General features: G+C 51.6%; 23 protein-coding genes and 1 tRNA gene. 15 read left to right on the top strand and 9 right to left on the bottom strand.

Annotated elements, in window-relative coordinates:
* The first annotated feature begins 28 nt into the window (after window positions 1-28).
* Complete coding sequence (gene crtR, locus HJG54_RS27190; protein ID WP_316432350.1) at window positions 29-991, top strand: beta-carotene hydroxylase; 963 nt, start codon at window positions 29-31, stop codon at window positions 989-991.
* A gap of 104 nt (window positions 992-1,095) precedes the next feature.
* Here the strand turns inward: crtR and HJG54_RS27185 are convergent, their stop codons facing one another.
* Window positions 1,096-1,641, bottom strand: coding sequence for an NADPH-dependent FMN reductase (locus HJG54_RS27185; RefSeq protein WP_316432349.1), 546 nt, complete (start codon window positions 1,639-1,641; stop codon window positions 1,096-1,098).
* A gap of 318 nt (window positions 1,642-1,959) precedes the next feature.
* Between HJG54_RS27185 and ftsH (HJG54_RS27180) the strand changes: the two genes are divergently transcribed.
* The 4 genes from ftsH (HJG54_RS27180) to HJG54_RS27165 all read left to right on the top strand — a co-directional run bounded on the left by ftsH (HJG54_RS27180) (window position 1,960) and on the right by HJG54_RS27165 (window position 5,334).
* Window positions 1,960-3,906, top strand: a complete 1,947-nt coding sequence (gene ftsH / locus HJG54_RS27180; protein ID WP_420717299.1) for an ATP-dependent zinc metalloprotease FtsH — start codon at window positions 1,960-1,962, stop codon at window positions 3,904-3,906.
* A gap of 81 nt (window positions 3,907-3,987) precedes the next feature.
* Complete coding sequence (locus HJG54_RS27175; RefSeq protein ID WP_316432348.1) at window positions 3,988-4,857, top strand: M48 family metallopeptidase; 870 nt, start codon at window positions 3,988-3,990, stop codon at window positions 4,855-4,857.
* A tRNA-Leu gene (locus HJG54_RS27170) sits at window positions 4,836-4,917 on the top strand. The genes HJG54_RS27175 and HJG54_RS27170 overlap by 22 nt, the downstream gene beginning before the upstream one ends.
* A gap of 153 nt (window positions 4,918-5,070) precedes the next feature.
* A complete protein-coding gene (locus HJG54_RS27165) occupies window positions 5,071-5,334 on the top strand; it encodes a hypothetical protein (protein WP_316432347.1) in 264 nt (87 codons plus the stop codon).
* Between the two features lie 28 nt (window positions 5,335-5,362).
* On the opposite strand, the gene HJG54_RS27160 is transcribed toward HJG54_RS27165, so the two are convergent.
* Window positions 5,363-6,109, bottom strand: a complete 747-nt coding sequence (locus tag HJG54_RS27160; protein ID WP_316432346.1) for a creatininase family protein — start codon at window positions 6,107-6,109, stop codon at window positions 5,363-5,365.
* Window positions 6,110-6,839: 730 nt separating this feature from the next.
* Between HJG54_RS27160 and HJG54_RS27155 the strand changes: the two genes are divergently transcribed.
* On the top strand, window positions 6,840-7,148 hold the full coding sequence (locus HJG54_RS27155; RefSeq protein ID WP_036000498.1) for a DUF6679 family protein: 309 nt from the start codon (window positions 6,840-6,842) through the stop codon (window positions 7,146-7,148).
* A gap of 65 nt (window positions 7,149-7,213) precedes the next feature.
* Here the strand turns inward: HJG54_RS27155 and HJG54_RS27150 are convergent, their stop codons facing one another.
* From HJG54_RS27150 to HJG54_RS27140, 3 genes are all read right to left on the bottom strand, one after another.
* Entirely contained in the window at window positions 7,214-7,573 is a 360-nt protein-coding gene (locus HJG54_RS27150) for a hypothetical protein (RefSeq protein WP_316432345.1), read from the bottom strand.
* A 145-nt stretch (window positions 7,574-7,718) separates the two neighbouring features.
* The gene (gene ftsH, locus HJG54_RS27145; RefSeq protein WP_316432344.1) at window positions 7,719-9,776 is read right to left on the bottom strand and encodes an ATP-dependent zinc metalloprotease FtsH; all 2,058 of its coding nucleotides are present in this window, start codon (window positions 9,774-9,776) and stop codon (window positions 7,719-7,721) included.
* Between the two features lie 45 nt (window positions 9,777-9,821).
* Entirely contained in the window at window positions 9,822-10,709 is an 888-nt protein-coding gene (locus HJG54_RS27140) for a rhodanese-related sulfurtransferase (protein WP_316432343.1), read from the bottom strand.
* Between the two features lie 150 nt (window positions 10,710-10,859).
* Here HJG54_RS27140 and HJG54_RS27135 point away from each other — a divergent pair, with 150 nt between their 5' ends.
* Entirely contained in the window at window positions 10,860-11,720 is an 861-nt protein-coding gene (locus tag HJG54_RS27135; protein ID WP_316432342.1) for a hypothetical protein, read from the top strand.
* On the opposite strand, the gene HJG54_RS27130 is transcribed toward HJG54_RS27135, so the two are convergent.
* Both HJG54_RS27130 and HJG54_RS27125 read right to left on the bottom strand, forming a co-directional pair.
* Window positions 11,717-12,814 (bottom strand): calcium/sodium antiporter, encoded by a 1,098-nt coding sequence (locus HJG54_RS27130; RefSeq protein ID WP_316432341.1) that lies wholly within the window; start codon window positions 12,812-12,814, stop codon window positions 11,717-11,719. The two genes, HJG54_RS27135 and HJG54_RS27130, sit on opposite strands and share 4 nt — an antisense overlap.
* Before the next feature lie 571 nt (window positions 12,815-13,385).
* A complete protein-coding gene (locus tag HJG54_RS27125) occupies window positions 13,386-13,586 on the bottom strand; it encodes a hypothetical protein (protein WP_316432340.1) in 201 nt (66 codons plus the stop codon).
* 383 nt (window positions 13,587-13,969) lie between these two features.
* On the opposite strand from HJG54_RS27125, the gene HJG54_RS27120 reads away from it, so the two are divergent.
* Window positions 13,970-14,518: a Uma2 family endonuclease gene (locus HJG54_RS27120; protein WP_316432338.1), complete on the top strand. Its 549-nt coding sequence runs from the start codon at window positions 13,970-13,972 to the stop codon at window positions 14,516-14,518.
* 119 nt (window positions 14,519-14,637) lie between these two features.
* Window positions 14,638-16,461, top strand: a complete 1,824-nt coding sequence (locus HJG54_RS27115; RefSeq protein ID WP_316432337.1) for a proline--tRNA ligase — start codon at window positions 14,638-14,640, stop codon at window positions 16,459-16,461.
* 12 nt (window positions 16,462-16,473) lie between these two features.
* Here the strand turns inward: HJG54_RS27115 and HJG54_RS27110 are convergent, their stop codons facing one another.
* On the bottom strand, window positions 16,474-17,808 hold the full coding sequence (locus HJG54_RS27110; protein WP_316432336.1) for an FAD/NAD(P)-binding protein: 1,335 nt from the start codon (window positions 17,806-17,808) through the stop codon (window positions 16,474-16,476).
* Window positions 17,809-17,893: 85 nt separating this feature from the next.
* Here HJG54_RS27110 and HJG54_RS27105 point away from each other — a divergent pair, with 85 nt between their 5' ends.
* From HJG54_RS27105 to HJG54_RS27080, 6 genes are all read left to right on the top strand, one after another.
* The gene (locus HJG54_RS27105) at window positions 17,894-18,286 is read left to right on the top strand and encodes an SCO5389 family protein (RefSeq protein ID WP_316432335.1); all 393 of its coding nucleotides are present in this window, start codon (window positions 17,894-17,896) and stop codon (window positions 18,284-18,286) included.
* A 12-nt stretch (window positions 18,287-18,298) separates the two neighbouring features.
* The gene (locus HJG54_RS27100) at window positions 18,299-19,042 is read left to right on the top strand and encodes a GTP-binding protein (RefSeq protein WP_316432334.1); all 744 of its coding nucleotides are present in this window, start codon (window positions 18,299-18,301) and stop codon (window positions 19,040-19,042) included.
* 99 nt (window positions 19,043-19,141) lie between these two features.
* Window positions 19,142-19,966 (top strand): metallophosphoesterase family protein, encoded by an 825-nt coding sequence (locus HJG54_RS27095; protein WP_316432333.1) that lies wholly within the window; start codon window positions 19,142-19,144, stop codon window positions 19,964-19,966.
* A gap of 27 nt (window positions 19,967-19,993) precedes the next feature.
* The gene (locus HJG54_RS27090) at window positions 19,994-20,695 is read left to right on the top strand and encodes a class I SAM-dependent methyltransferase (protein ID WP_316432332.1); all 702 of its coding nucleotides are present in this window, start codon (window positions 19,994-19,996) and stop codon (window positions 20,693-20,695) included.
* Between the two features lie 41 nt (window positions 20,696-20,736).
* Complete coding sequence (locus tag HJG54_RS27085) at window positions 20,737-21,468, top strand: metallophosphatase (protein WP_316432330.1); 732 nt, start codon at window positions 20,737-20,739, stop codon at window positions 21,466-21,468.
* Between the two features lie 489 nt (window positions 21,469-21,957).
* Entirely contained in the window at window positions 21,958-23,151 is a 1,194-nt protein-coding gene (locus HJG54_RS27080) for an RNA-guided endonuclease InsQ/TnpB family protein (RefSeq protein ID WP_316432328.1), read from the top strand.
* A gap of 24 nt (window positions 23,152-23,175) precedes the next feature.
* Here the strand turns inward: HJG54_RS27080 and HJG54_RS27075 are convergent, their stop codons facing one another.
* Window positions 23,176-25,017, bottom strand: coding sequence for a hypothetical protein (locus tag HJG54_RS27075; RefSeq protein ID WP_316432327.1), 1,842 nt, complete (start codon window positions 25,015-25,017; stop codon window positions 23,176-23,178).
* Window positions 25,018-25,071 lie beyond the last annotated feature (54 nt).

The raw sequence follows: 25,071 nt of genomic DNA, 5'->3' as shown, positions 1-25,071 counted from the left end.
AAGGATGACTGTAAGGAGAGGAAATACAATGTCGGAGGCAATGAAGCCCCTGACTGTACCGAAAGAATTTTTGGGTCCACCGGGTGCTTGGAATCCCACCTTGTTGATGTTCTTAGGGGCAGTTGCACTAGCTACGCTTTCTACGGTCGGCTATTGGTGTTGGGGTTTTCCAGGCTGGACCTGCTTTTTGACCAATGTGATTGCCCTGCATCTGGTGGGAACCGTGATTCACGATGCTTCCCACAATGTGGCGCACCGAAATCGCATTATCAACGCCGCGTTGGGTCATGGTAGCGCCCTGATGCTGGGGTTTGCCTTTCCGGTGTTTACGCGAGTCCACATGCAGCACCATGCCAACGTCAATGATCCAGACAACGATCCCGACCATTTTGTTTCAACCGGCGGTCCACTGTGGCTGATTGCCGCTCGTTTCTTCTACCACGAAGTGTTCTTCTTCAAACGCAAGCTGTGGCGGAAATATGAGTTGCTGGAGTGGTTTTTGAGCCGTCTGGTTGTGGGCATCGTGGTGTACCTGTCAATCCAGTACGGCTTCCTTGACTACATCATGAACTTTTGGTTCTCGCCTGCCCTGGTTGTAGGGTTAGCGCTGGGGCTATTTTTTGACTACCTGCCGCATCGCCCCTTCCAGGAGCGCAATCGCTGGAAAAATGCGCGCGTCTATCCCAGCCCGGTTCTGAACCTGTTGATCATGGGGCAGAACTATCACCTGATTCATCATCTCTGGCCCTCGATCCCTTGGTACAAGTATCAGGCGGCCTATCGAGCCACTCGACCTTTGCTGGATGCAAAAGGCTGTCACCAGTCGCTGGGTTTGCTGGAAGGCAAAAGTTTTCTAAGCTTCATGTACGATGTGTTTCTGGGTATCCGCTTCCACAAAAGCCACTCCAACGTAGCCCCAGCGGAGTCTACTCCTCATCTACCAGAAGAGAGAGCCGAACTGGCCTCCAGCAGTCAGAAGGTACGCGTTTAGCGCAAGCATTGAATTGGTTGAAGTGCGGGCCTCTTGCCCGCGACCAAAATCCTTGCACAATTGAAAAGCGAATTGCTTGCAGTAGCCCCAGTCACTGCGATGGGTTAAGAAACGCCTCTCAGTTTGCGCGTGTTCTCCACCAGGCTCTGAGCAAAGTTGTCAAAGCGCTCAGAAAGCTTCTGATCAAGCAGTTTGCCATCTTCTCCAAACGCTTTCCAAGCCTGTCCAATTGCCACTTGTTCGGGAATCACCCAAGCATGAACCCAGCGCATAATCACTCGCAGGTCGTTGAGGGCATTGCTGTTGGGCTGGCCGCCGAGGATGCTAATCAAACCGGCCACCTTGCCATCTAGTTCCTCAAAGCCCATTAAATCAAGCGCATTTTTTAGAACTCCACTGACGCTGCCGTGATATTCTGGCGTCACTAGAATCAAGCCATCTGCCTCCTTCACCGTTTGGCTGAGGCGAGCTACATCTGGGTAGTCAGAGTAATCGTCTCCACCATCACAGAAGGGTAAGTTCATTGTGCGCAGATCCAAAATTTCCACCTCGGCACCCAGAGCTGCAACTCGCTGAGCTGCGATTTGCAGAGCCTGCTGACTGTAAGAACCCGATCTCAAACTGCCTGCAATTCCGACAATTTTGACCATAGTTACCTGCCTGGACACTATTATTAGCCCTATTTTAGCTAAAGCGAACTCGATATGACTATGCCTAAGGAGTGGACAAGCAGTAGGTCAAGTGGTTGACGGCGATATTGTTATTTCGAGTATTTCGAGTCAAAAGTCCAACTCAAATGTCCAACTGTTGATTGCAATAGTTAGGATGGGGTGGAGTTACACTAGATTCTAGGGCTGTAACCGAATTCCCAGCGATCAGATTCGGTGAATTGTTTCTATGAACCGCTGAGCGATCCGCTAGAGCGGCTGGGACAGAATTGCAGGAGATGGCAAGGACACTATAGATCTATGAAGCAGGCTGATCACAACACATCCGTCAGGCAACTTTCTCGTCATGGTAAGAAATCTCGCAGAGCCGGAACGCTGGTTACGGGTACGGTCACTGCCATGTGGCTGGTTTTACAAGGCACCTTTGGCAGCCTGCCCGGTTTAGCCCAGTCTCAAACTGCCGAACGGGAAGCGTTGACCTACAGTGAGCTGCTGAAAAAAATTGATGCCGGTCAGGTCAATCGGATTGAGCTGGATCCAGCCCGTGGTGTGGCCCAGGTACAACTCAAGGGCGAATCGCAGCAGAATGCCACTCAGGAAGTGACGCTGTTTGCCGGCGATCGCAACCCGGAACTGATCGAGGCGGCCCGCAAGAATAATGTCGATCTAGAAGTGCAGCGCTCTCCCGACAGCAGTGCCGTCGCTTGGCTGATCATGCATGGGCTGCTTGTGTTTGTCTTGATTATGGTGCTGTTGACGGTGATTCGTCGCACCACTAATGCCTCTGGGCAGGCGATGAATTTCGGCAAATCCAGAGCCAGATTCCAGATGGAAGCCAAGACCGGCGTGCTGTTCGACGATGTGGCAGGCATCGAAGAAGCCAAAGAAGAACTGCAAGAAGTCGTCTCCTTCCTGAAGAAGCCCGAACGCTTCACGGCCGTGGGAGCCAAAATCCCCAAAGGTGTTCTCCTGGTGGGTCCTCCCGGTACGGGTAAAACCCTGCTGGCTAAAGCGATTGCGGGCGAAGCGGGCGTGCCCTTCTTTAGCATCTCTGGCTCCGAGTTTGTCGAGATGTTTGTGGGAGTCGGAGCCTCGCGGGTGCGGGACTTGTTCAAGAAGGCGAAGGAGAATGCGCCCTGCATCATCTTCATCGATGAGATTGACGCGGTGGGGCGGCAGCGGGGAGCCGGGATTGGCGGAGGCAACGATGAGCGGGAGCAGACGCTGAACCAGTTGCTGACCGAGATGGACGGGTTTGAGGGGAACACAGGCATCATCATCATTGCAGCGACGAACCGGCCGGATGTGTTGGATTCTGCCTTACTGCGACCGGGCCGCTTTGACCGTCAAGTTACGGTAGATTTACCGGGCTACAAAGGTCGGTTGGGCATTTTAGAGGTTCATGCCCGCAACAAGAAGATGGATCCCGAAGTGTCGCTAGAAGCGATTGCTCGCCGCACGCCTGGTTTTTCCGGTGCCGAACTGGCGAATATGCTGAACGAAGCGGCAATTCTGACAGCTCGTCGTCGCAAGGACGCCATCACCATGCTGGAAATCGACGATGCGATCGACCGTGTCACGACCGGTATGACCTTGGCTCCCTTGCTAGACAGCAAGAAAAAACGGCTGATTGCCTATCACGAAGCGGGTCATGCGCTGCTGATGACGCTGCTGAAAAACTCAGATCCGCTCAACAAAGTGACGATCATTCCTCGCTCCGGCGGGATTGGCGGCTTTGCCCAGCAAACGTTCAACGAAGAAATGATCGACAGCGGTTTGTATACGCGGGCTTGGCTGCTGGATCGAATCACGATTGCCCTAGGCGGGCGGGCGGCTGAGCAAGAAGTGTTTGGCGACGCCGAAATTACCGTTGGAGCCAGCAACGACATCCAGGTAGTGGCGAACCTGGCGCGGGAAATGGTGACGCGATACGGCATGTCGGATCTGGGGCCGTTCGCCCTGGAAAGCGGCAATACGGAGGTCTTTTTAGGACGAGATTGGATGTCTCGCGCCGAATATTCGGAGGAAGTGGCAACCAAGATTGACCAGCAAGTGCGGCAAATTGCGGTGCACTGCTACTCCGAAGCCCGCCGAATTGTGCGCGAACACCGAGATTTGCTGGACCAAATCGTTGAGATCCTGTTGGATCAAGAAACGATTGAAGGCGAACAGTTCCGGCAGATTGTGGCTCAGCACACCGCCCTGCCTGAGAAGCAGCTAGCTGCCAACAGAGTGTCTGCCAGTTAGTTCAATATCCTAAGCCAGCGTCAGCAAGTCTAGATCCGATTTTTAGTGCATCGCATCAGCGGGCATACGAGCGTAGAACCTATGGCAAAAACACTGTTGGTTGGTCTTAAATCCGATGATTTCCGGCATCCGCTCGATCTGCAAGCGACCCAGATGTTGAAACAGCTTGGCGGTCTAGACTTGCTGGTGCGGTCATTGCTTGGCTCCGTGGCCGAACAGTTCTTCTATCTAGAAAATATCGCATCTGGCATTCTGGTCAGCGAGCAACAGTTGCCCCATCTGCATCAGCTTTTGCTAGAAGCCTGCCAGATCCTCGATCTGGAGCCACCCCAGCTCTATGTGCGCCAAAATCCGTCTCCGAATGCCTATACCTTTGCGGTGCGGGGCAAACAGCCGTTTATTGTGCTGCATACCTCCCTGATTGAGCTGCTGACGCCTGCCGAGATTCAGGCCGTGATTGCCCATGAGTTGGGGCATCTGAAATGCGAGCACAGCGTTTACCTGACGTTGGCCAATCTGGTGATTCTCACCGCTGGCCAGTTGTCGCCTTGGGGGGCTGTGCTGGTGCAGAGTTTGCAAAACCAGATTATGGAATGGGTGCGGTGCGCCGAGTTTAGCTGTGATCGAGCCGCGCTGTTGGTGACACAGGACCCGCGAGTTGTGGCCTCGGTGCTGATGAAGCTCACCGGCGGCTCTCCGGCTCTGGCCTCCCAGCTCAATCTAGACGCCTTCTTAGCTCAGGCCCGCTCCTACGACGATGCCAACCTGGATGAGTTGGGCAAAATGCTGAAACAAATGCAAACGGCTCGACTGACCCACCCGGTTCCGGTCCTACGAGCGCGAGAAATCGATCGCTGGTCTAGCAGTCAAGACTATCAATCGCTGCTACAAAAACGCTCAATGAGCTATAATGGTAAAGTTGACATCCAGGGCGGATGGCGAAATTGGTAGACGCACCACACTCAAAATGTGGCGACTTCGGTCATGTCGGTTCGAGTCCGACTCTGCCCATTGCTTTTCAGACTATCTCCAACGGCTAACAGCCGTATTTTTTGCCGTACTTTTTTAGTAGGGAAATTACGGAATGCCTAGCCGTTTGGCTGAAGGAATGCCTAGTTACGATCTAAATGCAGTGAAGACAAATAAACGAAGGCAGATAAACTTATGAGCCAGCGCTTAAAACGATGGGAATCGCCACGTCGAGAAGGGCGAAACGATAAAGGCCGAGGCGGCAGTGCCCGACAGCGTCAAAAACAAAAACAGCTCAAGGCTCTGAGACAAAAACTCAAACAAACTGATCAGCAAGCTGATGATCACGGGGGGAAGGACAGTATTGGTCTCTTCCCTCTTCAATTTTTGACCCCTTCGGTTGTTCAGCTCCATCAACAGACCGAGTGTGGGCGGCCCACTACCTACCCCCGCTACTGATGAACAATGGCTCGCTTAGTTGTCTGCCCTAATCCTGCGCCAAGAACTCTAAATAACTGCTGCTCAATTCCTTCACGGCTCGCTCATAGAACTGTTTGCCATGCTCAGGCGTGGCTAGGGCTGGATTAGACCCCATGCGTCCATCGGGATAGCGCCGGCGAAAGTCAGCCGCACCGTAAATCGGATGGCCTGAGGCCACCTCTGGTGACAACTCCGCCTGTTTAATCGCTTCAGGATAAACATATTGGGTCAGGGCAACTTCGCTGGGCGTGGCATGAGACCCTTCCTGATTGCCGTATAGTTCCTTTGCCAACTGATAAACCGAACCGCACATAAACCAGTTGGCCAGACGACACTGCACCCGGTCGCTATTGGGTAGATTCAGGTCGGCCAATACAGCATAGGTCTCGGAAAAGGCAGCTTTGAGAGTTGCCATGTTGCCGCCATGCCCATTGATAAAGAAAAACTTGGTAAATCCAGCCCTCGCCAAACTAGTGAGGTAGTCACGGATCACCAACATCAGCGTACTGGGGCGCAGACTAATACTGCCCGGAAAAGCAGTGTGGTGTAGAGCCATGCCCACATTGATTGTCGGGGCTACTAAAGCCTGAGTTGCCTCCCCGACGCCACGAGCAATCGCCTCAGCACAGATCGCGTCGGTGCCAATCAAGCCAGTCGGCCCATGTTGCTCAGTAGAGCCGATGGGAAGAATTAAACCCGAAGAGTGGTTCAAGTAGGTTTCGACTTCAGGCCAGGTACTTAAATGCAACAACATAAATAGTCAATCAGGAGTTAATCAGGCCAATCAGGCCAATCAAGCCAATCAGCCATTGAGCTAGTGAGGTTTGCAGCCATTTTACTAAGATCTGTGAAGTTAAGCACCGTAAAGCGGCTGTAGACCTGGGACAATCCCCAAATTTTCTCTAATCTCGTTAGAATGGTAGGTAAATTTTAGTGCCTTCTGCAGCATCAGTGGGATAATCTTACTAAACTTGGAGGAAGGCCAACTCTACTCCTCACTCGCTCGGACCGGTGAACTCTCTTGTGAACTTTTGTATCGTTTTTGTGTCGAACGACTTGTCTCATCTCTTTCAGATCGTGCCCATTTCCCGGCTTCCAGGTCTGTTGTATCTGGGGTCCATTGAAGGTTGCTAGCGTCACTCACCGCTTATGCAGTTTGATGGGCGATTTGTTCTATTTACCCTAGCTAACTCTGATGATGAATTTAACGGCTTCCCGGCATTTCCGAAGACGCTCAAGGTTTTTCCCCTCTTTATCCGGCCTGCCTAATTCCTTCTCCAGCTTCTGTCGGCACTATGCCTCTTGCTAGACTGGAGCCATGAAACAAGACTTTTTCACAGATTTTATGACTCAAATACCTGTGATAGGCGGGCAAAGAATTTTGTCCAGTTTTATGGTTTGACTGCCGAGGCGACTACTCGTATCAGGTGAGTAGAAATCTCAACGTCCTTGTTTGAAAACAGTTTGCTCAGGAGACGCCATACATGCTACACCGCAAGATCTATCAACTCTGTTGTGATGGTCGCGAGGTTTGGATCTTTTTGCGGGATCAACAACGTTGGATTGAGCGTGCCCGTATCTTAGATATTGAAGGCGATTTAGTGACAGTCCGCTATGAAACCGAAGAAGAAGATGAGATCTGCTCTTGGGAGGAGATGATTCGTCTAGAGAGTATCGGTTCGGTGATGCAAAAACTGGCGACTGTGCCGCGCGGTGATACTGAACCCCTCGTTTCTGAAGATTGTCCGGAGGTGGAACGTATCCGTAATCACCCTGATATCAATCCAGACTAATCATTGAATATAGATATCACGGGGATGGAGTTGATTCGTCCCCGTTTTGCTATTTGCTCTGACCACTAAAGCGAGTCCCGCAGTAAATCCGACTCAAAATCATCCCAATGGGGTTCAGGATGACGCCAGAGTAGATTTCGCAAAATATCTGCCTCAATAGCCGCAATTTCCTCCTGGTGAAATAGCTCGACTAGGGCCTGTACATCCCGCTCCCGCAACGGCAGCAGCGGAGCCGCATGGGTAAGGGGCGGCATTCTAAAAAATGACTCAGCCCCCATTTCTGCTTGGATTGGAGGCAAAGAGGCAATTGTTTCATCCATCTCAAGCGATGCCAACAGCGGGGTGCCAAATTGTTCAGCCGCTTGGCTTTCAACAAACGCTTCGCGAGGAGAGGTCTGGTCCGGGGGTGGGAGATTGGGGGACATGCGTGTAGAAGCACCTGCTATGGTTTCAACCAGTCCTGATTTGTTCAGGCTAAGTTTGAAGCGGGGGTGCTGTCAACCCGAAATCAGCAAAATCACCGTCAGCGAGACGCATACACCGCAGAATCTCCCCAGCTCATGCTCGTTTTCACGAATTTCCCAACTCATCGGCCAGCGGCTGCCATTCGCCGGTTTGTAACCAGTCAGTCAATTCAGTCGGGGCTTTGGCGCGTTTCAAATACTGTTGCAGGGCTTCGCCTTCTAGGACTTCGTTTTGCAAGAGGGTTTCGGCAATTTCCTCCAACAGATCCCGATTCAGCCGCAAAATCTCTTGAGCTACCTGATGGGCGGCGTCAATAATCCGCTGCACTTCTTGATCAATCAGCGCGGTGACTTCAGGGCTAATGATGCGACGGGCACTGTTGGGATTGAGGAACTGTTGCTGGATTCGCTCGAAGGCCACCGGACCGAGTTTGCTGTTCATGCCATAGATTGTCACCATGCGTTCCGCCAAATCGGTCGCTTTTTGAATATCATCGCTTGCACCAGTAGAAACCTTGCCAAACACGACTTCCTCGGAAGAGCGTCCGCCCAGCAGCGTAGCAATCCGTCCGCGAATCTCATCCTCCGCCATCAAAAAGCGGTCTTCTTCGGGCAGTTGCAGCGTATAGCCCAGGGCACCCACTCCGCGTGGCACAATCGAGATTTTCTCGACTCGGTTGGATCCGGGCATCAGGAAACCGACAATTGCATGGCCGACTTCGTGGTAGGAGACAATTTTGCGCTCCAAGGGATTGAGGACACGAGACTTGCGCTCTAGTCCGGCAATCACTCGCTCGATCGCCTCATTCAGGTCAGCCATTCTTACCAGAGTCTGGTTCTTACGAGCAGCCAACAGAGCGGCTTCGTTAATCAGGTTTGCCAGATCGGCACCGGAAAATCCGGGCGTGCGTGTGGCAATCGCGCCCAAATCCACATCGCTGTCCAACTGCACCTTTTTGGCATGAACGCGCAGAATGGCTTCGCGGCCTAGCTTGTCTGGACGATCGACTGTGACGAGGCGGTCAAATCGACCCGGACGCCGCAGGGCTGGATCGAGCACTTCGGGGCGGTTGGTGGCGGCAATGATGATCACGCCGGTATTGCCTTCAAACCCGTCCATTTCGGTCAGCAACTGGTTCAGCGTCTGCTCTTGTTCGTCGTTGCTGCCCAAGGCACTGTTGCTGCTTCTAGCCTTGCCGAGCGCATCTAATTCGTCGATAAACACGATGCAGGGCGCTTTTTGTTTCGCCTGCTGGAACAGATCGCGCACCCGCGCCGCTCCCACCCCCACAAACAGCTCGATAAACTCGGAGCCAGAAATGCTGAAAAAGGGGACTCCCGCCTCTCCGGCAATTGCCTTGGCCAGCAGGGTTTTACCCGTTCCCGGTGGACCTACCAGCAGCACACCTTTGGGAATTACCGCACCGATCCGGGTGTATTTATCCGGCTGTTTAAGAAATTCGACGATTTCTTCGAGTTCGGCTTTGGCCTCATCTTCCCCAGCCACATCATCAAACGTCACGCCTGTGTTGCCTTCGGCATAGATGCGCGCCTTGCTGCGACCCACGGTCAGCGCCGCCGAACCACCCTGTGCTCGTTGCAGAAACCAGGCCCAAATTCCGACAAAAATCAGCGGTGGCAGCACCCAACCCAGTAGCGTACTCAGAAAGCCTCCCTGGGGTGCGGCCCGAAACTCCACGTTATTCTCTTCCAGCAATTCAACTAAATTACGGGTGTTGTCAGCAATCGGCACCGTTGAATAAACCGGCTGCTGTTGGTCTCGGAAGTTAGGTGCTTCGGGAGTGGTGGGTGGGGGAGGTGAGGGAGATGGCGGCTCGTGAGCCTCGCCGAACGAGGAAGATGGGGAAGATGGGGGAGGTGAGGGAGATGGGGAAGTGGGTTGGGCTGGTGTGGCCTCGGCCCCTTCTGTACCTTCCTTCAGGATGTAGCGGATTTCGGTTTCTCCTAGCAGCGCTTCTTCTACGTTGCCTGCTCGAACTTGCTTGAGGAATTCGCTGTAGGAGACGCGAGTGCGGCCCGGTCCCAAGGCTGGAAGCACCACATAATTGATCAAAAATAGCGTTACCAATAGCGACAACAAACTGCTGCCAAAGTTACGCGGCTGAGGCGGTTTACCATCTTTTTTCTTGTTCTCAGCTGGCATCCCGGCCTCCTGTGGGTTGAATATGGCGCACTTCTTCAATTCTATCTACAGAGGATAGCGTCCCCGGTTTTGCTGTCGGGTGATTTGACGGCGACGCTTTTCGGGCGTCAGATCCTCGAAACAGTAGGGACAGGAAATACCCTCCTCGTAGTAGGGGGACGCCTTGTCAGCCTCAGCAATAGGATGCCCACAGCTCACGCACATCTCATGGTTGCCTGGTTCTAATCCATGCTGGACCGCAACCCGCTGATCAAATACAAAGCACTCGCCCTGCCATAAGCTCTCCGCTGTAGGCACTGCTTCTAGGTACTTAAGAATGCCGCCTTTTAGGTGATAGACCTGTTGAAATCCCTGCGCCAGCAGATAGGCCGAAGCCTTTTCGCAACGAATGCCGCCGGTACAGAACATCGCCACTTTCTGATGCTTCGTTGGATCGAGGGTTTGTCGCACATAGTCTGGGAACTCTCGAAAGGAGCGGGTGCCTGGATTCTGCGCTCCCTTGAAGCTGCCAATCTTCACTTCGTATTGATTGCGTGTATCGATTACAATCACATCTGGATCGGAGATGAGTGCATTCCAGTCCTGTGGTTCAACATAAGTTCCTACCTGTTCGTTGGGGTCAACCGGCACACCCAGGGTGACGATTTCTCGCTTCAGGCGGATCTTCAACCGCTCAAAGGGCATGGTGGGGGCAAAGGATTCTTTGGCTTCTAAATCGGCCAGTCGGGCATCGGAGCGCAGATAGGCCAGCACTTGGTCAACCGCTTCACGAGTCCCCGCAATCGTGCCGTTAATACCTTCTGCTGCTAGCAAGATCGTGCCGCGAATATTCTGTTCGGTGCAGTGTTGGAGCAGCGTGGGCTGTATCTCGGCACAGTCGGGTAGACGAACAAATTTGTAGAACGTGGCAACAATTATGGGCGAAACACTCATGAGCGAAAAATACTTGAAACCCTTGCATAAACCGCTTTCCCAGTTTAGCTCTGATTTTTGACCATGTGATTCTTGCAGTTTGGCTGCTTTCTGAAGGAAACCCTTTAGGATATAGAGAAAATTCTGTGTTGAATCGTGCCCGAATCTGCCATGACGACTCAAAATCAGCCTCAAAAACAACTCGTCAATGTCAAAACTGGTGAACCCTATCAGCCGGTGCGGATTTACTATCAGATATTCAAGAACAAAAAGAAAACTGTCTTGAGTGCGCTGCAAAAGCTCAAGTGCATTGAATACGAACCAGAGCGGGACCGCTGGAATTGGCTCTATGAAGCCGAAGCCAAAAAACTGAGATTTACCCGTTCGTATGGTGCTCTCACCGCTGCCGATAAGCCCTTGATTCTAGGCTACTTCACCTTTCGGGGTGAGGAGCAAATGCTGCTAGATCTACGCTCGTTTGAGCGAGCCACCCATGCCATCGACTTTTTTGACAAACGCATCAACCGCTATGCAGCCACGCCAACCCATATGCGGATTGTGAATCGGTTATTTTCCCTGGAAGACATGCCAAATCGCGAAATTCATCCCTCGCTGGATCCGTTCTTCGATCGGGAAAATGTTCCCTGTTTGGCGCACCAAATGGAGCAGCAGTTCGAGCAAATTGAAGCCGACTATGCCGATGACCCAGAAGGCAAGGAAAAGGCACTGCAAGCCTATCTAGATCAGCACATGAACCAGCCCCACCCCGAAATCGAAGAGCTAATCATTCACCCCGACAAAATTGATCGGCTCGGCTTACCAATGGCGCTGCAAATGCGACAGGTTGAAGCCTTCGAGCACTGGCGCGGCAACTTTACCTTCCGAGCCACCGATGTGATTCAGCAATGGGTAGAGGCAATGGCCGACGAGTTCGATGACGAGTTCGATGACGAGGTAGTCGAGGAAATAACTGAAGCAGAGGCAGAAGCAACGCAGAAAGAGGCTTCACAATCCGATAGATCTGATAGCTAACCCCGCAATTTCTTCTGGAAGCGAAACGTCCGACTGGCAACGATGGCTAAGGTCAGTACCGTTAGCGGCATCACGAACCACAGCATCACAGAACTGTACAGCGGCAGGCTGTCGTGGTTTGTGGAGTCGAGGATGAGATAGATCGTGTAGGCGATGTAGTATCCCACGAACACAAAGCCTTCCCAACGGGCAATCAAATTACCGCTGGCAAACACAGGCAGACAGGCGATGGCAACCGCAATCATCACGGGCATATCAAATCCAAGCGCAGCGGTAGAGACATTAACGCCATCCGGGGCGACCATTGCGGAGAGTCCCAGCACGGCCAGAATATTGAAAATATTGCTGCCCACTACATTGCCCACGGCAATATCCCGCTCTCCCTTGAGGCTAGCCACGACCGATGTTGCTAGTTCGGGCAGAGAAGTCCCAGCCGCCACAATCGTCAAGCCAATCACCAGATCGCTGACTCCCAAGGCACGGGCAATGGTAATCGAACCATCCACTAGCCAACGCGAACCGATTACCAGCAGGACTAAGCCGCCAACGATATAGCCAATATTGATCAGCCACTGTAAAGGCGAGCGTTCTGCCACTCGGCCATACTCTTGCTCGTACTCGTCTCGTACTGCTTGGTTTGACTCTTTGCGGCTTTGGTAAATCAAGAAAACCGTGTAGAGGACGCCCAGAATAAATAAAATTACCCCATCTACGCGGCTGATCCTGCCATCTACACCAAACACTAGGGCCAGCACCGACACACCAATCATGATTGGCACATCTAAACGAATCAACTGCTGGGCCACAATCAGCGGAGCAACTAATGCGGATACGCCCAAAATGAACAGCACATTAAAGATGTTGCTGCCCACTACGTTTCCTAAGGCAATATCAGCCTGACCCGACAGGCTCGTTATTGTGCTCACCGCCATTTCAGGTGAACTGGTGCCATAGGCCACAATTGTCAGTCCGATCACTAGCGGCGAAATGCCAGCAATCGTAGCTAATCTGGACGCGCCTCGGACCAACGCCTCTGCACCCAGAACCAGTAACACCAGTCCCAGAATCAATAAAATGAGCACGGTAAAGCTCATAGCTTGTCTTTTGCTCCAACTGCGAGGGGATAAACAGGATGCCGCCAGCTCAATGCTGAAACCAGCACATGCCAAAAATTGCACTAATCCCCATCATCACGCAGCAAAGCCACGATCGTCAAAAAGTTTGTATTAATCGTGAATATAGGTTTGATACCAAATCCGGTTGATCAGCCAGAGTTCGCGTAGAGGCGTTTCGGCGAAACGCCTGTACAATATTTCGCCGAAACGCCTGTACAATATTTCGCCGAAACGCCTGTACAATATTTTGCCGAAACGCCTGATACAATATTTTGCCGAAACGCCTGATACAATATTTTGCCGAAACGCCTGTACAACGCGGCATTTAGATTTAGGGCGTTTAGTCGGATTTGATATGAGTCATTACACGAGCAATTGATCCGGCAAGAGCTAGGATGCTTGCGTGATTTAATCATTGAAACCCGGAGAAACGAAAATCCCTAAAGGCACAGTCAATCTAGTTAAATTACCAGAAGCTTCAACACTCATGAGTATATAGAGGCGAGATCATCCCGCCCCTACTATTTAGGCTGTTATTCAGACCGTCATTCTATCTGATTAACACCGTCATGTATTTGCCTGCTGCAAACGGAGCCGGAACGAGTGGCGTGAATTTGGCTCGGTCGGTGGCAATGCGTTTGACGCAAAACTCGTTGATTGTATGCAAGACATCATCGCGGGTGCCAACAATCCAGATTTGCGTTTTCTCGCCATGCGAAACGGGCAGCAGTTCGTTGAACTCTGTGGTCATATGAATTGTCCTCGCTAATTTTTAGTTACGGAGAAGAAAAGCTTAAGGTGTGGTTGCCCTAACCACTGTTCGGTATTAGCGAGGATGTGCCACAATCGACACAGCCTAGCCTCCTGCCGGTTACAGGAAGTTAGGTTAGCTGGTTATGGGTGCGCCTAACACTCATGACCAGTGCCGTCACCTTAAGCTGATCGGCTGATTTGGGTACCAGCAACGCTCAGCATAGAGGAAATACCCAGTCAAAACAACCGTACTGGGCTATTTGTCAATAATTTTTGACTTTTCGTTGACGTTTTTTGACTTGAACGTTGCTTGAAATTGCTGATTTTTTAGAATCAGATGGAATCAACCGAGTTGCCATAACTCACGTGAAGGATAGCGCTATGAGCCTCACAATTGCTAAATGGACGCTAGACGAATACCATCAGATGATTGCGGCGGGTATTCTAGACAATCGCCATGTGGAGCTGTTGCAGGGAGAAATCGTTGAAATGTCGCCCGAAGGAGAACCCCACGCCAATAAACGAATTAAAACTGGAGAGTATTTGAGTCAACTATTGGGCAATCGCGCTCAAGTTCGCCCTGCGGCACCGATTACACTGCCAAATCGCTCCGAGCCAGAGCCAGATATTGCCGTTGTGCAGCGCTTAGACGACGAATACGACCAGCACCATCCCTATCCAGAAAATATCTTTTGGGTGATTGAATATTCCCACACCAGCCTCAGCAAAGACTTAGAGATCAAAACCAAAATTTACGCCGAGGCAGGCATTCTAGAATACTGGGTGGTGGATCTAACCGAGAACAAGCTGATTGTATTTCGAGAGCCAATCAACGGCGACTATCAATCTCGGCAAGAATTCACCCAAGACGAGATTCGACCTGTGGCCTTTCCCGATCTGGCGATTTCAATTGAAAAGTTGCTGCGCTGAGACAATTTGCCCTCAGAAGGCAAGGTGAAAATCCGCTGATGTATAGGTTGATGGCTTGCAACCGAACACAATGTTCTAGACTGGAATATCGAACCTCCAGTTGATAAGGAACCGAAACCATGCGCCTGTCTCAAATGCTGTTTGTGACGCTGCGAGAAGATCCAGCAGAGGCAGAAATTCCTAGCCATAAGCTATTACTGCGAGCCGGCTATATGCGCCGCATTGGCAGTGGCGTTTTTTCCTATTTGCCGTTGCTGTGGCGGGTGTTGCAGAAGGTTTCCCAAATTGTGCGGGAGGAAATGAATGCGGCTGGGGCGCAGGAATGTTTGCTGAACCAGCTTCAGCCGTCGGAACTGTGGAAAGAATCGGGCCGCTGGGAGACCTATACCAAAGCCGAAGGCATTATGTTTGCCCTCACCGACCGGCAGGGACGGGAGTTGGGTTTGGGTCCGACCCACGAGGAGGTGATCACCGCGATTGCCCGCGACATGATCCGCTCCTACCGGCAGTTACCGCTGAATTTGTATCAGATTCAAACCAAGTTTCGGGATGAGATTCGGCCCCGGTTTGGTCTGATGCGCGGACGCGAGTTCATTATGAAAGACGCCTACTCGTTCGATGCCGATGAAGCCGGAATGAAGGAGTCGTATCGCAAAATGCACGACGCCTATCACAACATCCTGCGGCGCTGCGGACTGAAGTTTCGAGCAGTAGATGCGGATTCAGGCGCGATCGGGGGGTCTGGTTCCCAAGAGTTCATGGTACTGGCCGATGCCGGCGAAGACGAAGTGCTCTACACCGAAGATGGCCAATACGCCGCCAACGTGGAAAAGGCGATTTCCCTGCCCGCCGCTGTCGCCTCGTCTCCCTACAAAAAATTTGAAAAGCTGGATACGCCCAATACTCCAACCATCGCCAGCTTGTCTGAACTGCTGAAATGCTCGCCGACGCTGATTCTGAAGAACGTGCTGTATCAAGTCACCTACGACAACGGCATGAATGTATTGGTGTTGGTCAGCATACGGGGCGATCAGGATGTGAATGAGGTGAAGCTGCAAAACGAGTTGAGCAAATTGGCCTCTGAGTATGGTGGCAGCGCCGTGATTGGGCTGAAGGTCCCGAGTGAAGAGGATCAGCAGCAGTGGGCGGCCAAACCGTTACCGCTGGGCTACATTGCTCCCGATCTGGCCGATAGCTACATCCAGAAAACCAAAAATCTAGCGACCAAGTTCTTGCGGATGGTGGATAAAACGGCAGTGGAACTGAAGAACTTCGTGACTGGTTCAAACGAGTCGGGTTATCACGTTGCCGGAGCCAACTGGGGCAAACAGTATGAGTTACCCAAGCTAATTGTGGATGTGCGCAAAGCAATGGTGGGCGAGCGGGCGGTGCATGACCCGAAGCAAACCTTGCAGAGCGCTCGCGGCATCGAAATCGGCCATATTTTCCAGCTCGGCACCAAGTATTCCAAAGCAATGGGGGCCACCTACACCAACGAACAGGGTGAGGAAATGCCGCTGGTGATGGGCTGCTATGGCATTGGCGTGTCGCGCTTGGCTCAGGCAGCAGTAGAACAATCCTACGACAAGGATGGGATTATCTGGCCGGTAGCGATTGCCCCCTATCAGGTAATTGTGACGATTCCTAACATCAACGATAACGATCAGGTGTCGGCAGCCGAAGTGATCTACAGCGAACTCACCAAAGCCGGCGTCGAAGCCTTGTTAGACGACCGCGACGAACGAGCTGGCGTCAAATTCAAAGATGCGGATCTGGTCGGCATTCCCTACCGGATCGTCACCGGACGCTCGATTCAGCAGGGCAAGGTGGAAGTGGTGAAACGCGCTAGCCGCGAGACCGCAGAAATTTCGATTCACGAAGTTGTTCCGACGATTAAACGTTGGATTGATGAAGCGATGAATGGAGACAAGAATAATCAGTGATATGCATGCGCTTTAGCGAAACGTCATGGCTAGGGTCGGCTTAGTGATGGCTGGGACAATCCGCTCGCTCGCCATTCTAGCCCCCGATAGGTTGCGAGCCGTCGGGCCTACCTGAAGCGCTGCCAACCCACCCATAATAAACAGCTCACCGGCTAGTTCACGGGGCTGCCAGCGCAAATGCTCATCCAATACTGGCAGTCCATTCACCACCTCGATGGAAGATTGTTCCAACAATTGGCTCAGCAGCAGGTCTTGCGTCATATCCAGCCTGGTGCCGGTGGCGAGCCAGATCTGATCAAGACGTTCAAGACGTTCAAGATGTTCAAGACGTTCGATGCACTGGGAATGAATGCACTCGTGTATGGTGGGATGTATGGTGGGATGATAATGTTCCACAGCTTGCGCATTCGCAGACAGAGAACGAGCGCAAGTAATCTGCCAACCATCGCCTAACCAAGCGGCTTCCGTCACTTGGCACTGCTCATAGAACGTCAGTTTGCCGTCATGGTGGGCACGCCGCAGTTGAGTCATGATGGCCGGCGTCATGGAGCCACCGTTGCGGGCTTGCTGAATCATCTGGAAGCGAGTTGCCCAAGTCGGCTCGTCCCAAAAGTGCTTCAGGTACTTCGGTCCCAGCCAACCCGGATCGGCATCAAACAGCTTTTCATAGAGGCAACGCCGAGCCATTAGGATGACGTTGGCCCCGCGGGCGATTGCTCCTAACGCCAAATGCCCACTGGTCAACCCACCGCCAACAATCAGAATTGTTTCGCCCCTCAGGTTCATCTTTCTCAGGTCGATCTGGTGGGAATGCTGGAGACGGTCACTTGGATACGGAGTTGCAATCTGGCTGACCCAAGCCGGCCATTGAGGTTTACCGCCGCCCCCCGTGATCACTACCCGTCGGGCTACGATAGTTTCGCCGCTATGCAACTCCAACCGGAAGCGCGGACGCAGCGGCTCGACTCGCAAAACCTGAGCCGGGTAGACGCAATCCTGCAACTGCCACCGCTGAATTACTGACTGGCAAAAATCGTGAAATAGCTGGGTTCCTGGTAGGTCGTAGGGAGGAAACAGTTCAGCGGGGCGCGATTCAGCAAAGCGGCGCAGGGCAAAGGAATCCGGATCTGGATGGTGCACGGCAGGCGAGCGCAAATGGGGAATCTCAAAGGCCGCAAACTGGTGATGCCATTGCCGCATCCAACTGCCACTGGGATCAAATACAAGACAGCGACCCCGCAGAGCTTGGCGCTTTTGCAGCAAGTGGGCAACTAACGTTAGAGCATGGGGGCCGGCTCCCACAATCGCTAGCTCAATGGCATCCGGCAAAGCAGAGGCATCAACCATGAATTAAATCTGAAATCTGAGAATGATTATCATTTTAGCTATATTATAGGTCGATATCAATGTTGAAAAACCGTCAGGAGTCCCTATGTCTCTGAATGTCAGTGAAGCGTTGGTCCAACAGGCCGCTGCTGGCCAGGTTAATGAATCAGCCTTTGTAGAAACAATTCGGCAATCGTTGCCCTATGCCTGGACTATTGTTGAGAAGCTGGCTCACTGCCTTGAGCAGGAAGGGCAAGAATGGGCCAATTACGCCGTCGCCCCACCCGATGAACAAGCACGGGGCCAATTGTTGCGCATGGTGGGCGGCGATGCGATTCGGGGTGCCGTGGAGCGTCACTTTAACGTGAAGCTGGCCTTTCAAAATTGCCATAACCTGGCCGCATTTCGCCCAGACGGACTAGACTCGCAGGCTTACCGTGACTTCACATCTATACGCAGCCAAATTCTGAATCAAACCCCTGAACTAAAAGACTGCTAGCTCTCGATGCAAATGGTTCCTCTTACCCTCGTCGCAGGCCCGTCTGGTGCGGGCAAAACTACCTGGATCCGGCAACAGTTCGACGGTGCTGAACGATTCGCCTATCTCAATCTTGGAGCCGACGCTGTTCGGATTGATGCCACCTACCTAGCTGCTGAAGTACCTGAGTTGGTGGTCTGGTCAAGCTGGCTGCCCGAATTGGCGGACTTTACTAAATACCAGACTTACATCGAACTGGATTTTCACATTGATTTAGGCTCTCTGGTTTTGCCAACTGAATTTGCTGATTGCCACCGAGTGGCCGTCTTGCCCCCCAGCACTCGACAAACCGAATGGCATGACTGGGCCGATGTGATCGTCACCGGAACCGAAACGAGGGTAACATTGCAACCTCCGCAGCTCTGGCGCTCTCTACTCACTGGACAGGTGCTAGATTTTGCCAGTTTAACCACCATTTGGGACGAACTGATCAACGGAGCTTATGGCCCTGTCCAGCGGGCAAAAGGAATTTTTGAGGTAGCCGATGGCCGATCCCTCTATTTCGATTTTGTCGCCGGAGATCCTAAATCCACTTCTACCGAATTGAACCTGCCGCGCTGGTTAGAGGGCCGGCCCAACCGCTTTAGCGGGGTTGAAGTCGTAGGGGAAAAGTTGGACGAGACAGCCATTGCCCAAACTCTGAAAGACTGCTGTTTGGACGATCGAACACTTGCTTACTACCAGCAACAGGTGCGGGAGTTTTTAGAGGATGGGTAGAGGGGTGGATGGGCTGCGCCGTGAGCGGCGCAGCCGAACGGTGGATGGGTGGGAGTTTCAAATTTGAACGGGACTTAAATTCAAATCGAGATTAATTCGATGAAAATTGCAGTTATATCTTGTATTCACGGTAATTACGAAGCCCTGAACGAGGTGCTGTTGGATATTGATCGGCACCAGGTTGAGCAGATCTATTGCCTGGGGGATCTGGTAGGCTATGGTCCGTATCCTAATGCGGTGGTGGAGATGATTCGCTCACTCGATATTCCAACTTGTCAGGGTTGCTGGGATGAAGATGTGGTGGAAGGTTTGAATGCCTGTGAGTGTAGCTATCCATCGCTGTTGGCGGAAAAACGGGGGCGGTTAGCCCATGAATGGACGAATCAAGAAATTCATCCAGAAATACGGTCATTTTTGGCTCAACTGCCGCTTAGCTTACGCGATGGTAATCTCTGCTTTGTACATGGTAGTCCCCACAGTCAACATGAGTATATGTTGCCGGATATGCATGCGTTTACGGCGATGGAGCGAGTTTTAGCAACAGGTGCAGATACATTGTTTTGTGGACATACCCATATTCCCTATGTCCGCCAACTGGAGGCCGGTCAACTTCAGGTGCGGGTGAGTTCGGGGCAATCGAGCCAACGGCCAAACCAGCAAACTAGCAACTTTTCAGCTCCGTTAAAGCGAATTGTCAATGCCGGATCGGTCGGTGAGCCGCGTCACGGTAGGCCCAACGCCACCTATGTCCTTTACGACACGGAGACCGAACAGGTAACGCTACGGGAAGTCGAATATGACTATCAAAAAACCTGCGCTGCAATTGTTGAAAAGGGTTTGCCATCCATTTTTGCGTGGCGTTTGGCTAGAGGATTAGAATTTGCTGAACGCGCCGATGATCCAACCCATGTGTGTGAGCGGTAATTTGTGAGTGATAATGTGAGCGATAAAATGACCTATCACCCTTTTGACTTCGATTCTCCTTCTGCCCGACCTGCTACCGAGTATGATACGGCAGCCCGTCAGAGCATTCCGGGATACGATGCGCTGTTGAGTATGGTGGCTGCTTTGTTTCAGCATCATTTACCCAATCAGGCTCATCTCCTGATTGTCGGTGCAGGAGGTGGAAATGAACTGGAAACCTTGAGCAGTATACAGTCTGATTGGCAATTCACGGGGGTTGATCCGTCCGAGAATATGTTGGCGGTTGCTCGATCTAAGGTTGAGCAACTGGGTATCGGTGAACGAGTAACCCTGCACAAAGGCGTGGTGGGTGATCTGCCACTGCAACGGTTTGATGCCGCAACCAGCCTGTTAGTCATGCACTTTTTACCAGATGATGGCTCCAAGCTCGATTACTTGCAGGCAATCGCCGCTCGACTCAAACCGGGCAGCCCGTTTCTGTTGGTTGATCTACAAGGCGATAAGCAATCTGATGCGTTCAAATTACTGGTTGAAGGCTGGCAGACACGAGCGAGGTTAGCGGGGATGGAGCCACAGCGCTTAACAGAATTCGTAAATCGAATGCAACAGCATCTTCCCTGTATTCCAGAATCACGAACGCTTGAATTACTTCAGCAAACCGGGTTTAAGAACGCAGTTCGATTCTACACAGCATTTATGTTTAGCGGTTGGTTGGCGTTTGCAGAGTAGTTGCAGTGATTCAAAACTACAAAGTTTGTAGTACAGAAATAATGACCATTTGGGCGATTTTGAGCGGGATTGAAGGTAATTTGGCCGCCTATGAAGCTGTGTTAGCAGATATCAAACGGCAGCGACAACCTGTCGCAGAACTGTATATTTTGGGTGATATAATTGCGGCGACACCTGCTAGTGCAAACGTAATTCAGCGGATCAGATCGCCTCGTGACCATGAACCCGAACCGCAAGTCTGCCGAGGCTGGTGGGAAGAGCAGTTGCTGATTCTGCATGGATCAGGACGAACCGGAGAACCCACTGAATTAATCGAGCACTATGGTGCAGAGCAGGTCAAGGCATTATGGGATGCTATTCCTCGCTCTACGGTGAACTGGATTCAATCGCTTGATTTCGGTTTCTTTGAACTCGACTGCTTACTAATTCACGGCAGCACAGTTAGCGTCAGCGACGAATTGACTCCCAATACACCACCGATTCAAATGCTGGATCGGTTGATGCGGATGGATGCCAATTATTTGTTCTGCGGTCGTTCGGGATTGACATTCCAGTATGAAATCCAGCAGGGTAGCATTACATCCAGCGTCACAACCTTAGATCACATAGCTCCACCGCAAGCGACACTCGTTAAACCGCGGCAAGTGATTGGGGTGGGTAATGTTGGACGAATTCCTGGACAGGCAACCTATACACTTTACAATCCCTATGCCAACCAGGTGGAATTTAGAACGGTGCGGTATGGCCCCAGAAAGGGATTTCAATCCATTTAGTCTGTTTTTTGATCCTACTCAATTTTTCAATTACAGCTTTCATAAACAGGTTGTGAACAGGGGGTGTGGAGGCGGTGCCCCCACGCAGGGGTGAAACCCCTGCACCCCTTCATATCCTGCAAAGGATGGCTATAAGTAAATTCAACTTAATTAAAACCAAGATCAGGGTGTTGTCCCCGCCCTTCGGGCAACAACACCCCCTTTGGGTTTCATGTTTAATCATGTTGTTCTACTTAATTTTCAATCTATTTGGGGTTAGATTCCCCAACCTTGGAGCGTTCGTATTCGGTCACGTGAACCGTAATACCCGCCGCAGGGACGGGGTGAGTTTATTCAAAAGGGGTGCAGAGTGCGCTGTCTCCACCCCAATTGTTCGTTACTTCACCGAAAATCGCGGGAGGCCCCTGCCTTTAGGCATGGGGAGGGATAGCGAGCGAGCCGTAGGCGAGCAATGAGACACAAGCACCTCACAGGTGATATAATTATAGGATGGAACAAACTCTGACACTGGCTTGCAAGCTTCAACCGACACTTGAACAGGCTTCTAAAATTGAGGCACTGCTTCAGGCGTTTGCGGATGCTTGCAACTACGCCAATGAGCAGGTCAAGTCGAAGACGACCAGCAAGGCAACCATACAGGCTCAGGTTTATGGCGAGTTGCGGGAAAAGTTCGGCTTGAGCGCAAATCAAGCGGTTAGAGCTTGCGCCCGTGTTGGGATGAATCGTAAAGCGGCAAAGGCTAAGGGTGAGACAGTCAAGCAGTTTCGCCCTACTTCTGCCGACTACGATGCCCGTATCTTTGCCTTCAGAGAAAAGGATTGGTCTGTCAGCCTGACGCTGCTGGGTTGCCGTGAGCATATTAAGCTCAATGTCGGCAACTACCAGCGTGGTAAGCTGAAAGGGCGTAAACCGACTTCTGCCCAGCTTTGCAAGCATAAAGACGGGCAATACTATATCCACATTCAATTGACCGAGAAGGCACCCGACCCAATCAAGTCGGATAAGGTGATCGGCGTTGACTTTGGACGTAGGGAGATTGCCAGAACCAGCACCGGAAAGAGTTGGGACGGCAAGCAGTTGAATCAAATCAGGGATAAGTTCAGCAATACGAGAGCATCCGTTCAGGCGAAAGCCTCTCGTAAACGAGACGCTACGCGAACGAAAGGCACAAGGAGTTCTAGACGGCGCTGCCGCGAACTCCTGAAACGGCTGTCGGGGAAAGAACGACGCTTTCAAAGCTGGCTGAACCATAGCATCAGCGCTGCCATCATCCGTGAAGCCAAATCGCTCAATGCCATTGTTGCAATTGAGAATTTGACTGGAATCAGGGAACGAACGAACCAGCAGCCTCGCAACAAAACCGAAAGACGACGCAGCAATAACTGGGCCTTCTACCAGTTGCGGCAATTCCTGACCTACAAAGGCATCAGGGAAGGAGTAGAGGTTGTTGCAGTGAATCCCGCCTACAGCAGTCAAACTTGTCATCGCTGTCTGCATATTGGGCTGCGAAGTGAGAAGACTTTCAGGTGTGGGCATTGTGGCTGGCATGGTCACGCTGATGATAATGGTGCAAAAGTTATTGAATTAATCGGGCTGTCCGTAACGCAGCCTGGAGGCTCAAGAATTCTGTCTTGCTCTTTGCAGGATATGGTTCTTAGGGCTGCTGAAAGCCCCGCCCTTTAGGGCTGGGGAAGGTTACTCCGTGATCTACCCACCCAACTGCTGCAAAATCGGATTGGTGGCATCGACCAGCACTAATCCGTTGGGGCGCTCGGGAATGGTAAACGACTTCAGCGTCAGAGAACCGCCGCTTTCGATGACTGCTACCAAATCACCGTCACTGGTGGAAATATTCAAATTATTATCTACCGATTGGAAAACATAATCTTCTGCCGTGCCGCCGGTAAACAGAAAATCTTCCAGCGGATCGAAGTTTTGGATCAGCGCGTAATCTGCATCACCATTGCCAACGTAGAAGGCTGCTGGTTCAGTCTCAGGACTGAGTAGGTGATCATTGCCAATCATAAACGTGGTTAATCCGGGTGCACCGATTAGGGTATCCACTTCGCCTTTGCCCATACTGCCGGTTTTATAGGCTTCTTGCTCGGCATCTACTTCTGTCAACGCAACTCCAAACAGCAAAAACTCGCTACCGAATCCGGTTACCGTATCGTTACCATCGGTACCTGCGAACAGTCCAGCAATTTCTCGGTCAGATTCACCAAATTGCCCTACCTTGAGGTACTGCTCAAAGCCAGTCTTGTACTCCCCTTGTTTCACCGCCGCCACCACATCTGGATTCGCAGCTAGGTAATAGGCTTCATAGAAAGAAGCTTGCAGTTGCTGGATTCGTTCATTTTCAGGAGAAACTAGCGCATAGGTGCCAGGAATCGTGCTGGGCAACTGCACCAATTCTAGCTCTGGATCTTCGAGGCGGGCAATCACATCGCCAGCTTGGGTCGAGAGCTGAAACAGCGGGTAAATTTCGCCTCCAAACTCCTCCTCATAAATTTCAAATTTGTAGTTTTGAATTGCCTGAGCCACAATCAGCTCGTCTTGTTTGGGATCAAAATCACCAATCAGCGCATGATCTTGCTCGCCTTGCCCTACATAGAAATCGACTCCGGCGTTTCCGACCAGAAAACGATTCACACCAAAGGCACCGTGGTAATGGTCATAGTCGCCGCTTCCCGTAGTCGCCGTTTTGATTGCACCAGTAGCTGGATCGTATTCGGTGATGGGCATTCCTGTTACAATTGCATTGCCCAATGGATAGAAAAAACTATCATTGCCGACCACACCATTGAAAAAAGTTTGCCGTCCCTCGTCGCTGCCTTTTTGCATAAAGTGATCCCAGCCAGAGCTATACTCGCCGGAATCCAGCAACTCCTTCACATCGGAATTGGCAGCTAGATACGCAGGTTCGTTGAAATAGGGTTGACTGCGGCGAGCATAGTAGGCATTCTGGGGCGCAAACAGCAAAATTCCCTTGTTTGTAAACAGCCCATCGGGGATGAGTCTGGAAATGCCTTCTACAATGGCAATCAGATCGCCGTTTTTCGAGATTTGGACATTGCTGTCTACGGTTTCAAACTGATAATCTTCAGGGCTGCCTGCTAGATAAATTGCATCTTCACTGGTTGGATCAAAGAAATGGATCAGCGCGTAATCCTGATCGCCGTTGCCTAGATAAAAATCCTGCGGTGTTTCGGTCGCATTGTCACCGAGGTAAAAGATATTGCGTCCGGGTGAACCTTGAAGCGTATCCAACTCGCCTACGCCAAGTGTCTCGGCTTCGATAGTGATTAGTCTACCTGCCGATTTTGCCGTCTTAATCTTCACACCCACCACAGACGATTTTTGCCCAGAGGACTGAATGCGATCGTTGCCTTCTGTACCGCTAAAAACGACACCATTGCGTTCTTGATATTGTCCGATTGCTTCGTATTCCTCTCTACCTGAGGCGTACTTTCCTTCAGCAACTGCTTTTGCTATATCCGGATTCTCAGCCAGGTAAATAGCGTCATTCAAGAATGAATTTGCTTCCATATATTTACTCCAATTATTACTCGCACAAAAATGCAGCAAAACACTCGCCATTCC

The organism is Leptolyngbya sp. NK1-12, from assembly GCF_032598965.1.
GTDB lineage: Bacteria > Cyanobacteriota > Cyanobacteriia > Elainellales > Elainellaceae > Elainella.
This window is presented reverse-complemented; position numbering and strand designations above follow the sequence as displayed.